This window comes from Fictibacillus phosphorivorans, assembly GCF_023715845.1.
Classification (GTDB): domain Bacteria; phylum Bacillota; class Bacilli; order Bacillales; family Fictibacillaceae; genus Fictibacillus; species Fictibacillus phosphorivorans_D.
On the sequence record NZ_JAMBOR010000010.1, the window covers coordinates 60672 to 72535 of the forward strand.

An 11864-nucleotide genomic window follows, 5' to 3' on the forward strand; every position below is an offset into this window, starting at 1 on the left:
GCGTATAAAGAAAGAACAAGAAGAAGCAAAGTTATAAACTTGTAGAAATATAGCTTTTTGCTTTATTGATTGGAACCAGTGGCTGCAGGTGAGTTTAATGATTGTGTGCAGAATTCTAACAACAATTCACTACAAAATAAAAGGAAATCGACAAATTCTGTAGAATAGTTTGTTTTTGAGGAAAAAATAAGGAAACGTTTCCATAAGGATGTGTCAGAAATGGTAACCATTAAAGAAGTGGCAAAAGAGGCTAATGTTTCGATTTCCACTGTATCGAGAGTACTGAATAAAAGCGGGTATACGAGTGAAAAAACGAAAGAGAAGGTGCTTAGCGCAGTTAAGAAACTTAACTATCAGGGGAGTCTGGTAGCTGCTGCCATGAAGAAGAAGCAAACCTTGACGCTAGGTTTGATTATCCCTGATATAAAGAATATATTTTATTCCGATCTGACCAGGACAATCGAGGACCGGGCGAACAGCCACGGATTCAACATTTTTTTATGCAATACGGATAACAATTTGCAGAAAGAAGCGGAATATATCCACCTGTTGGTTGCTAAAGGTGTCGATGGGATCATCTTTTCGTCTCCAGAGGTTGATGATGGAAATATAGAAGAATTGAAGGAAAACTTTCCGGAGCTGCCGGTTGTCATATTAGGGGGGAAATTCCCAAAATTAATTCTCAATGAAGTCGTGGTTGATAATGTGGATGGGGCATATAAAGCGATGAGGCATCTTCTAGATTTAGGGCATAAGGATATTGCCTTTGTGGGCGGGGATCCTGAAACGTATGCATCCGTTGAAAGGCATAAGGGCTATAAGATGGCGCTGAATGAACGGGGCATTCCTTACAATGATGACTATGTGATCTTTGATACGTTTTACATACAAAGCGGATATGAGAATACGAAGAAATTATTGCAGAAAGACGATCGGCCGACGGCGATTTTTGCGGGGAGCGACAGTATAGCTGTAGGGGTTTATAAAGCAGCAAGGGAACTGGGTATCAACATTCCGGAGCAATTATCAGTTGTCGGCTTTGATGATTCTCAGTATGCGGAAATTTTGTATCCGATGCTGACGACTATCCGTACGCCCATTAAAGAAATGGGTCAAAGGGCAATAGAAATCATGGTGAAAGCCATTAAGGAAAAGCAAATCATTAAAGAAACAGTCCTGTTTTATCCAGATCTGATCGAAAGGGAGTCCACGATGACGATAAACGGTGAACGTTGATTCGGCAGCGTTAAATAATATAATTTTATAAATTTTCAAAAAATGATTGAAACTGAATGACGGAGTATGTATAATTTGATTTAAATAAGTGGAAACGTTTCCATCTATTTAAATCAAATTTTTTTGTGTTAACAGATGTTCATAGAGAAATACAGCAAGAAGAAGTCACTTTAGCATCCTTTTGAGTAAAAGAAACCTCCATGAAACACATTTAGACGGTTGTTCGGATGAATTAACACCTGGTAAGCGATCGATGGATAGGATCAAGGGAATGTTTTGTGGAAACGTTTCCATATATAGCGTTTTATTATTGGTCTGAAATGTCCATAAAACATCTCGATTGTATCCGGTGCACTTCCAATAGGAAAGGGGATCGTCATGTTCGAATACAACATATTTATTCAAGGATTTCCCGGAAAGTCTTCCACCCATGGCGGGCTGGGATGGAGCACAGTCACCTTGCTGTCCCACAATGATACACACATCATCATCGATGTCGGCAGCTTCGGCGTCAGACCGTTGATACTGGATAAACTCAAATCGAGAGGATTGTCCCCAAAGGATATATCGATGGTTTTGCTGACCCATACGCATTGGGATCATTGTGTAAATTGGACTTTGTTTCCTAACGCGACCATCGTGGTGGGGCAGGCGGATATGAAATGGGCATTAAACGAGCCGCCTGGAGGATGGCATGTCCCTGAACTGTATGTGAGGGAATTAAACGCTTCTTCACAAATGCGGCAGGTCGTGCATCGTGAAGAAATTGTCCCCGGGATCACAGCGCATCAGACGGATGGACATTCACCAGGGCACCTTGCCTACACCGTAGACAATGGCGATTATGACCTGATATTTAGCGGAGATGCTGCTAAGAACCGGGCGGAGCTTGTATCAAGGGAGGCAGATATGACACTGAATCTTTTAGACAGCCAAGAATCGATCGATTATCTTTGGAGATTATGGAAGAAGAAGAAGAACAGTATCTTAATTCCCGGACACGATATCCCGATGAAGCTTGTGGACGGGAAACCGGTTTATCTTCATGAAAGAAAAGCTGATTTACAGTATTGGTTTACTGACACACTGGAGAAATATACAACGATTGAATTGGCCGAGGATGCAGCGTTAGCGAAATAGACCAGGTAAGCGATCTGCATTCGGGGTGCTGTTCATGAAAATGAAAAGGTTTACATGAATGTCATTACGCAAGATAAAGGTGGAAATGGATACAGGAATGGTTTTCGGAACAAAATCGAGAACGGACTTTACATGAGGGGTGAAAATATGAAAGAGCAAACCAAACAGCGTGTGATCGTGACTGGCGGTTCCAAGGGGCTTGGGCGCGGAATTGCCCTCTCTTTTGCAGAGGCGGGTGCGTCGGTAGTCGTTGCCGATGTTGACACTGAAGCGGGTGAGGGCTGCGTACAGGAAATCAATGAAGCCGGAGGCGAGGGGCTATTCGTTTATACGGATGTATCCTCAGGTGAGGATGTGAAGAACCTCTTTGAGGAATCCCGCCGTTTCCAAGGCGGAATTGATGTACTCGTGAATAATGCAGGGATTGGGCACGGTCCGATGTCGGAAAGACACTTCCTGAAGACGGACTTCGCGATGTGGGAGAACCTGATGAATATACACCTTAATGGCCTGTACCATTGCAGCCAATTGGCAGCAAGAGCCATGATCCGCCAAGGTGAGGGCGGAAGCATCATCAATATGAGTTCCGGGGGAGCGACCCGCGCCCATCGGAACCGTGTCGCTTATGATGCGACGAAGGGTGCGATCGAGGCAGCCACCAGAGCGATGGCACTTGACCTGGCTCCCTGGAAAATCCGCGTGAACGCGGTCATGCCGGGCTCTATGTGGGTGGAAAACCGCACAGCCGTAGGGAATGAGTCTTCACCGGATCTTCTTATTCCACTCGGCAGGCTCGGGATGCCTCAAGATGTCGGTCAGGGCGTCCGGTTCCTGGCTTCACCCGACGCTTCGTATATAACAGGCCACATCCTTGCAATTGACGGCGGCCTTACGTCCCAGCTCCGGGCGCCGAGCATGGATGCCGATGTTGCACTCTCGCTCGACGAAATCGATTTAGAATTGGCTTCATTCGGAAGTAAAGAATAAATCCCAAGATCACTAGGTTCATAGAAAAGATCAGTGGGATGTCATCCATATATACACAGCGGCAAGTAGAAAAGTGGAGGAGGAGGAATTATCATGAAAAAGTCATTCACTAATATCTTCGGTGTGGAAAAGCCGGTACTCGGGATGGTTCATTTGGGACCGCTGCCCGGATCACCCCTGTATGAAGGGAACATCGATCAGGTACTGGAAGCGGCACTGCGCGATGCGAAAAGTCTTGAAAAAGGCGGAGCCAGCTCCGTTATGGTGGAAAACTTCAATGACTATCCGTTTTATCCGGAAACGGAGGAACCTGAAACAGTGGCGGCTATGACATTGATCGCCCATGAAATCCGCCGCGAAGTGAAGCTTCCGATGGGGATCAATATCCTAAGGAACTCATGGAAATCCGCATTGGCGGTTGCTGGGACAGTCGGGGCTGATTTTATCAGACTTAACGTCCTGACGGATGCGTACGTGACTGATCAGGGACTCATCAACGGTACCGCGCATCTGGTGGCGAGATATCGTAAATTCCTGGGATTAGAGAAGAAAGTCAAAATCTTCGCTGACATTCAAACAAAGCACGCAGCTCCTCTGGCGGCAAGACCCATCGATGTGCTGGCCCGTGATACCGCTTATCGCGGGATGGCGGATGCCATCATCCTTGCAGGCGAGGAATCAGCTCAGCCGCCATCGGTAGAAAATCTAGAGGCTGTCAGAAACGCAGTTCCTGATGTGCCGATCATCATTGGAAGCGGGATGAAAGTAGAAACGGCAAATCTACTAAAATATGCGGATGGCGCTGTCTTTGGATACGGAGCGAAAATTGATGACATCATGACGAACCCGGTTGATGAAGAAAAAACACGCCGCTTCTGTGAAGGCGTGGACAGAGAAAGAAACCACCTATTGGTGTAAGGGCATCATTTTAACTAGATAAAAAGAATTACAGGTATGGCACCCTTTCATCTGAATACGGAAGAACCTACAAAATCTGCGAAAAGCAGTAATCTTTCAAAACAGTCCTAATAGAAGGAGGAGTTGACAGTATGGCAGAACGAGTCATCATTGACACAGATCCGGGGGTGGACGATCTTGCAGCAATCTATCTTGCGCTTGCGTCACCGGAACTTCATATCGAAGCATTAACAACAGTACATGGAAATATCGAGGTGGAAACAGCTACACATAACGCCCTTTCACTGCTTGAACTGGCAGGAAGGACCGATATCCCCGTTTATCGCGGGGCGAGCAAACCGCTCATTCGTAAACCGCAGTTTGCCAAGCATATCCACGGCGATAATGGATTCGGCGGTGTTGAGGTCCCTAAACCTACAGTATCCCAGGCGGGAGAATACGCGGCAATGGAGATGGTGAGGCTCTGTAACGAAGCGCCGAACGAGATCACGATTCTGGCGATCGGTCCGCTGACAAATGTGGCGCTGGCTCTCTCTATAGACCCCGGTATCGCGCAGAAGTTGAAAAAAGTGATTGTGATGGGCGGTGCAGTCCGTACAGCCGGCAACTATTCCCCGGTGGCGTCCTTCAATCTGGCAGCGGATCCTGAGGCTGCAAGGGCTGTATACGATTCGGGTGTTGCGGTCGTCCAGGTGGGTCTCGATGTATGTACGAAGGTGAGGATCTCGCAGGAAAATCTGGAGTGCATCAGGCAGGCGGATACCCGTCCGGGGGCTTTTCTCCTCGAGGCCGCTGAATTCCGGCGCCAGGCATACATTACTGCCAAGCAATCCTCGGAAACGGAGACCGGCGTATTCTTTAATGACGTACCGGCCGTCGCCTATTCGCTCTGGCCGGAGCTCTACAAGGAGGTGCCTGCGTTTGTTTCGATCGAAACAGCGGGGAATCTTACATCAGGTCAGACTGTCACCGAGTTTACCGGCCAGTGGGGGCATTCAGAACCCAATACAACCATCCTGATGGATGTGGACGGAGAGACGCTGGCGCGAAGGTTTGCAGAACGTATTTCGACCCTGGAAACAAAAGTGGCCGAAGTGCAAAAATAACCTGTCTTGCACGATATCTTACTATTCTGATAACTAAAGGAGTGACGACATGTCAACTCTGATTACAAACGCCGTCATCATGACGATGGATGATGATGACAGAATCATAGAGGGCAGTGTGCTGGTGGAAAACGGGATCATCAAAAAGGTGATTCCGCACCAGCCAGGGAGCGGACCACGGATCGCCGCTGAAGAAACAATCGATGGATCTGACATGTTGATCATGCCCGGTATGACAAATGCTCATTATCATTCCTATTCGAACCTGTTGAAAGGGACGACGAGCCATTTTCCATTGGAAATCTGGTCTCTTTATACAACCGCATATGGTTATTCGCTTGAAGATGGAGATATTACAAATGCCGTCCTGTTAGGGATGATCGATATGATTAAAAGCGGAGTGACCAGCTGTATCGACCATTTTCCGCATATCAGAAGATCCGGAGCTGCACTTAAAGCATATGAGGCTGCATCAATAAGGGTAGGATTTGCCCCGATGATGCATGATGTGCCGGATCATCACTTCCTGCCAGTCGATTTACCTGACGAGTTGAGGCGGAAGCTTGACGAAGCAACACCGATATCCGTTGATGGCATGAGAGTGTTTTATCACTCCTTGTTCGAAGAATGGCATGGTCGAAAGAACATACAAATCCTGCTGGGCCCCAACGCTCCGCAGCGGTGTTCAGAAGGCATGCTGGCTTTATGCAAGGAATTAAGTGAACAAAGAGGAGCCCATATTCATACTCATCTCCTCGAAACAAGGATTCAAAAGGAAGTAGGAGATGCTGCATTTCCAGACGGGATCATCGGCAGACTACGTGATCAGCAATTGCTTTCAAGGAGGTTGTCCGGCGCCCACTCCATCTGGATTGACGATGAGGAGGCAGGGGTACTTGCTGAGCATGGTGTCTCTCTTGTTCATAACCCAGTCAGCAATATGATGCTCGGAAGCGGGAGGGCGAAGATAGGTTCATATCTGCAAAAAGGGATGAACGTGGCGCTAGGGACCGATTCCTCCAACTGCGGAATCTCCCACAATCTATTTGAAGCCATGAGGATCGCAGTCATACACAGCCGACAGGAACAGCCAGATTTCGGGGAATGGCTGCAGCCAAAGGATGTACTAAATATGGCGACAGTCGGCGGCGCCCGTTTATTGGGCCAAGAGAAGCGGGGCAGGATCAAACAGGGGTATGAAGCAGATCTCGTCCTACTGAGCAGGCGCTCACCCGCACTGGCGGTGGGCACCGATCTATATGCCCAGCTTGTGTATTACGAGAATGGAAGCTCGGTCGATTCGGTCATGATCAAGGGCGAATGGGTTCTAAAGGAACGCAAAATGGTCTTAATCGATGAAGAAGCTCTTCTGCGATCGGTGAATGAAAGACAGAAATCCCTTTTTGAAAAGAGCCGGGAGAGTCTTTCTCTGGCGAATGCATTAGAGCCTCATTTCACCAGGATGTATAAAAAGTTTCATTCGGGTTTTGGGAAGGATTCAACATTCAGCAGTGTGGATGCTGCTGATGAGCATGGAATGTTAGAAGAAATCGGCAAGTCCCATTAATAGGAGGATGTATCATGAAGAATTTCAAGAAAGATTTTACGCTTATTTCCATCTTGCTCATTCCCATTGGTGTTGCAGTCAATGTCGTTGCCGGAGAATTGGTTGAGATCTTAAAAATCCCTCTCTTCTTGAATCAGATCGGCACCATGATTGTCGCGATGGTAGCAGGTCCCTGGGTGGGCGCCGTGACCGGAGGGGTCTCGAAGCTCATCTTCGGAATCTTTAACCCGACTCAGCTGGCATTCATGCCGGTTGCCATGGCTTCCGGGATTGTGGTCGGCCTCATGGCCAAAAAGGGATTCACGAAAAATGCCTGGAAGACTGCTTTCACAGGATTCATCGTCGCCCTCGTTGCCATCTTGATCGCCACCCCGACAACGGTCATCGTGTTTGGCGGAGCTTCAGGTACCGGATCCGATACGATCACTGCCGTTCTTTTAGCTTCAGGCAAAGAGATCTGGGCATCCGTTTTTACACAGAAGATATTTGTTGAAAGTATCGACAAAATCCTTTCGATCATGGTCGCTTATATGATTGTCCGGAAGATGTCAGATCAATACCTGTCGAAACAAAAATATGGACACTTATATCTGAACATGAACCAAAACAAGCACAACCGCAAAATAGGAGCTTAACATGCACGGGGTGATCATGCCGGTCCGACTTCGGTCTTGCATCCTTCACCCCCACCTTTATACATCAGGATTTATAAGGATTGCCGAATGAATACGAACCAACAGATGAAAGGGGAGTTGTATGTATGGAAAGACCGGGAAAATTCATACTGAATCTTTATCCGACGACTAAATTCTTGTTTGCCTTCTGTTTGATGATGACCCCGCTGCTGCTGCCAGGATATCTTTATTCTTATATGGTCCCCGTGCTGTGTCTGGTGATTGCGTTGATTGCAGGAAAAACCAAGCTGTATGTAAATTTCGTCCTAAAAGGATTGGTCCCGATTGTTGTCATGATTTTTCTTTTGCAATCATTTTTCTATCCGGGAGATACCGTCTTATGGTCCTGGAGCATATTCTCCATTAAACAAGAAGGAATCCATTTCAGCTTGCAGCTGACTTCCAAGATCTTGGCAATCGGATCTTCCATTGTATTATTCTTTCAGATCACCAAAATCAATGATTTATCACGGGCATTGGAATTGATGGGCATCTCGCCAAAAGCGACCTATGTCCTGTCGGCCGCCCTGAATATCATCCCAGAAATGAGGCTGCAGCTGCTGCGGATCATGGATGCACAGAAAACGCGCGGTGTTGAAACAGAAGGGAGCCTCACTATCCGGATGAAAGCATTTGTACCGGCCTTGACCCCGCTGATCTTGTCTTCATTCTCAAGTACAGACGAGAAAGCCATCACGCTCGAATCGAGGGCGTTTACCGCCCGGACGAAAAAGACCAGCCTGCACCATTTGGAAAAGACGAAAAGTGATCATGTGGTAAGGGCATTGCTCGTGATCGCCGTTGTGTCAATCTTGATCGGGAGGTTTTTCTTATGAGTGCCATTGAAATCAGGAATCTTTCATACCAGTACCCTACCGGCAGTGAAGAAGTGCTTCATAACCTGAATCTTACAATCGAAAGCGGGAAGTTCTATGCGCTCGCCGGGGTGAACGGCGGAGGGAAGACGACACTCTGCAATGTGATCCGCGGATTCATCCCCCACTTCTTCAAGGGGGAACGAACCGGGAAAGTGCTGATCGAGGGGAAGGATGTCCAGGACTGGGATCCAAGTGATCTTGCGCAGAAAGTCGGGTTTGTGTTTCAAAACCCATTTACCCAAATCAGCGGCGTGAAGGAAACGGTGTTTGACGAGATCGCTTTCGGACTTGAGAACCTCGGGGTGGAAGTGGACGTCATCAGGCAGCGGGTTCAGGACATCATCGGACTGCTCGGGATCGGGTATATCCAGGACAAAAATCCGAATGAGCTGTCAGGCGGACAGAAACAAAGGGTGGCGCTGGCATCGATCATCGTCATGGAGCCGGATATCCTCATCTTTGATGAACCGACTTCACAGCTTGACCCGCAAGGTACCGAGGAAATATTCAGGGTCATCGATATCATGAAGAAAAAAGGGAAGACCATTATATTGGTCGAGCACAAGATCGAATTGATCGCGGAATACGCGGACTATGTAATCGTGCTTCAAGACGGAGAAATCAAGAAGCAGGGAAGAACTGAAGAAGTGCTTGCGGACGAAGCCACACAGGACTTCGGATTGGGACTGACCCAGTATACGCTGCTGGATTTGGCGATGCGGAAACAGCATATGCACACGGAAAGGATTCCCATCACAGAAGGTGATTCCGTTAGCGTGATGAAGCAGTGGATGGAATTCCAGGGGGTGAAAGCATGAGTTACTTAATGCTGAATAACGTGACCTATTGTTATCCAAACGGTTTCAAAGCGGTTGAGAATGTCAGCATGTCTTTCGAAAAGGGCGAATCCGTGGCCATTGTCGGACAAAACGGGGCGGGCAAGACGACCACTGTGAAAATGATGAATGGTCTGACAAAGCCGACAGAGGGTGATGTCATCATCGACGGCTTGAATACAAAGGACTATACAACAGCTCAGATTTCCAGAAAGGTCGGATATGTCTTCCAAAACCCTGATGATCAGATTTTCCACGAAACGGTCAAGAGTGAGATAAGGTTCGGCCCGAAGAACCTTGGATTTTCAGAGGAGAAGATAGAAGAGAATGTCATGAAGGCAGCGGAACTGACCGGGATTGTGCAGTTCCTGGATGTGCATCCGTATAACCTGCCATATTCCCTGAAGAAATTTGTCACGATCGCCTCTGTCATTGCGATGGATACAGATACGATCATCCTTGATGAGCCGACAGCCGGCCAGGACTCTCAAGCGATCGGGCGGCTGGGCGTCATCATAGATGCACTGGTCAGGGAAGGGAAAACGATTATCACGATCACACATGATATGGAGTTCGTCGTGAACAACTTTGAACGCGTCATCGTAATGGCTAATAAAAGAGTCGTCCTCGACAGTCATAAGCAGGATGTCTTCTGGAACCACGGTGTACTGGAGGAAGCGATGCTGAAACAGCCGCATATCAGCAGGCTGTGTCATACATTGAATCTCAGTGACAAAGTACTGGACATCAATCAAATGATCGATGTGTTAAAAAAAACTTCAAGTATGGTGAAGGTTACACTGTAAATGGTCACACTATGAAACTCTCTGACTACTGAGAATAGAGGAGAATCTATATGAAAATAGGAATTATCCATGCAACCTGCAACGCCGTACCAGCCTTGAATGCAGCATTCAAGCAGCTGGCTCCGGACGTAACCGTTTTAAACTTTGTTGACGAAAATATTCAGTATCACGCTAACCGGATCAACGGGCTCGATGATAAATTATTCCGGGATTTTGTCCATATGGCCGGCAAAGCCCAGGAAGCGGGAGTGGATGCAATCCTTGTAGCCTGCACCGTCCTGACGCCTGTCGTTGATACGGTGAAGCCGTTTATATCCGTGCCGATCTTTGCGGTGGACCGCCCGATGCTCGAAAAGGCCGTTACCCATCACAGGAAAATAGGCGTCGTCGCCACAACCGCCCCATCAGGACCGGCAACAAAAGCCCAGCTCGTAAAGCTTGCGGGTGAATGGGGCCAAGACATTGAAGTGGAAACAGAGATCGTCACGCAGGCGATGACGGCTTTAAAGGCCGGGGACGAAGAAGAACATAATCAGCTCAACCGTCTGGCGGCAGCGGAACTTCAGAAAAGAGGATGCGAAGTCATCATCCTTGCCCAGATCACTCAGGCTTGCGCAGAAGATGAAACGAGTGAGTTAGGCCTGCCGGTGTTAACGAGTCCGAAAGAAGCGGTAAACGAGATCATCCGTGTATTGGCACAGGATAAAGTAAACACGTAGATAAGTAAAACCAATCCGGTCTGGCATAAAATCGAAATAAAAAAGGAGAGTTTTCAATGAAAGTGAGTTTTGTTGGATTAGGCGTAATGGGAACGGGAATGGCATTCAACCTTGCAAAAGGTGAAAAAGAAGGGGAGTATGAGTACCTCGTGTGCGACGCAAACCCCGCTGCATTGGAGCAATTTACTTCACAGGGGATCACCACCACCAATAACATCCTTGATACTGCAGACAGTGATTATCTCTTCCTCTGCCTGCCGGACCTGGAGATTGTCAAAAATGTGATCGTCGGGGAAAAAGGTGTGCTGCATCATATGAAGCCGGGACAAACGATTGTTGATTTTAGCACGATCAGCTATCTGGGGGCCGTCGAAATCGCGGAAGCCTGCAGGGAGAAAGGCGTTGAATATATGGACTGCCCGATTTCCGGTCATCCGAGAACGACGGTCGAAGGAACGCTTACCATCATGTGCGGCGGAAGCGAGGAACTGTTCAATACGATTAAGCCAATGCTTGACCGGATGGGGAAACAAATCCTCTATATGGGAGATCACGGTGCCGGACAACTGACCAAGATGATCAATAACTGCGTATTGAATATATGCTGCGCAAGCTTCAGCGAACTTTTGCCGGTAGGCGTGAAGCTAGGGCTCGATCCCGAGAAGCTCGGTGACGTATTGATGACGGCAACCGGATCGAGTTTTGCATCAAAGACATTGATTCCGAAGGTGCTGGAAGGGAATTTCGAACATAGTTTCTCCCTTGAACGGGCCTATAAGGACATGGAAAGCATGAACGAAGTATTGATGAAATACCAAGTGCCGCTTCCAACCTTGAGTGGGACGATGCAGACTTATCAGCTTGCCCTGCAGAACGGTCAGGGTGATTTCTATAAACATGCGATGATCCGCTACTTTGAGGATCTTCTCGGAGTAAAGGTACGGAAGAAGAGCTACCAGGAAGCGGAAGCTGAATTGGTCAATTAAAAAAATATAAG

The 11864-nt window shown here is 47.7% G+C and carries 12 protein-coding genes; all 12 read left to right on the forward strand.

Annotated features, from left to right (window positions below):
• Window positions 1–219 precede the first annotated feature (219 nt).
• The 12 genes from M3206_RS09485 (at window position 220) to M3206_RS09540 (ending at window position 11853) form a co-directional block, all read left to right on the forward strand.
• Complete coding sequence (locus M3206_RS09485; RefSeq protein ID WP_251312279.1) at window positions 220–1236, forward strand: LacI family DNA-binding transcriptional regulator; 1017 nt, start codon at window positions 220–222, stop codon at window positions 1234–1236.
• 459 nt (window positions 1237–1695) lie between these two features.
• A complete protein-coding gene (locus tag M3206_RS09490) occupies window positions 1696–2376 on the forward strand; it encodes an MBL fold metallo-hydrolase (protein ID WP_251312280.1) in 681 nt (226 codons plus the stop codon).
• Between the two features lie 147 nt (window positions 2377–2523).
• A complete protein-coding gene (locus M3206_RS09495; RefSeq protein WP_251312281.1) occupies window positions 2524–3363 on the forward strand; it encodes an SDR family NAD(P)-dependent oxidoreductase in 840 nt (279 codons plus the stop codon).
• A gap of 93 nt (window positions 3364–3456) precedes the next feature.
• Window positions 3457–4281 (forward strand): BtpA/SgcQ family protein, encoded by an 825-nt coding sequence (locus tag M3206_RS09500; protein WP_251312282.1) that lies wholly within the window; start codon window positions 3457–3459, stop codon window positions 4279–4281.
• A 131-nt stretch (window positions 4282–4412) separates the two neighbouring features.
• Complete coding sequence (locus tag M3206_RS09505) at window positions 4413–5387, forward strand: nucleoside hydrolase (protein ID WP_251312283.1); 975 nt, start codon at window positions 4413–4415, stop codon at window positions 5385–5387.
• A 49-nt stretch (window positions 5388–5436) separates the two neighbouring features.
• Window positions 5437–6954, forward strand: coding sequence for an amidohydrolase family protein (locus M3206_RS09510; protein ID WP_251312284.1), 1518 nt, complete (start codon window positions 5437–5439; stop codon window positions 6952–6954).
• Window positions 6955–6968: 14 nt separating this feature from the next.
• Window positions 6969–7589 carry an ECF transporter S component gene (locus M3206_RS09515; protein WP_251312285.1) on the forward strand — a complete coding sequence of 207 codons (621 nt, stop codon included), beginning with the start codon at window positions 6969–6971 and terminating at the stop codon, window positions 7587–7589.
• Window positions 7590–7714: 125 nt separating this feature from the next.
• On the forward strand, window positions 7715–8464 hold the full coding sequence (locus M3206_RS09520; RefSeq protein WP_251312286.1) for an energy-coupling factor transporter transmembrane component T family protein: 750 nt from the start codon (window positions 7715–7717) through the stop codon (window positions 8462–8464).
• Window positions 8461–9324: an energy-coupling factor ABC transporter ATP-binding protein gene (locus M3206_RS09525; RefSeq protein ID WP_251312287.1), complete on the forward strand. Its 864-nt coding sequence runs from the start codon at window positions 8461–8463 to the stop codon at window positions 9322–9324. Before M3206_RS09520 ends, M3206_RS09525 begins: the two co-directional genes overlap by 4 nt.
• A gap of 8 nt (window positions 9325–9332) precedes the next feature.
• The gene (locus tag M3206_RS09530) at window positions 9333–10148 is read left to right on the forward strand and encodes an energy-coupling factor ABC transporter ATP-binding protein (RefSeq protein ID WP_251312337.1); all 816 of its coding nucleotides are present in this window, start codon (window positions 9333–9335) and stop codon (window positions 10146–10148) included.
• Between the two features lie 50 nt (window positions 10149–10198).
• The gene (locus M3206_RS09535; protein WP_251312288.1) at window positions 10199–10867 is read left to right on the forward strand and encodes an aspartate/glutamate racemase family protein; all 669 of its coding nucleotides are present in this window, start codon (window positions 10199–10201) and stop codon (window positions 10865–10867) included.
• A gap of 56 nt (window positions 10868–10923) precedes the next feature.
• Window positions 10924–11853 carry an NAD(P)-dependent oxidoreductase gene (locus M3206_RS09540; protein ID WP_251312289.1) on the forward strand — a complete coding sequence of 310 codons (930 nt, stop codon included), beginning with the start codon at window positions 10924–10926 and terminating at the stop codon, window positions 11851–11853.
• The last annotated feature ends 11 nt before the right edge of the window (window positions 11854–11864 follow it).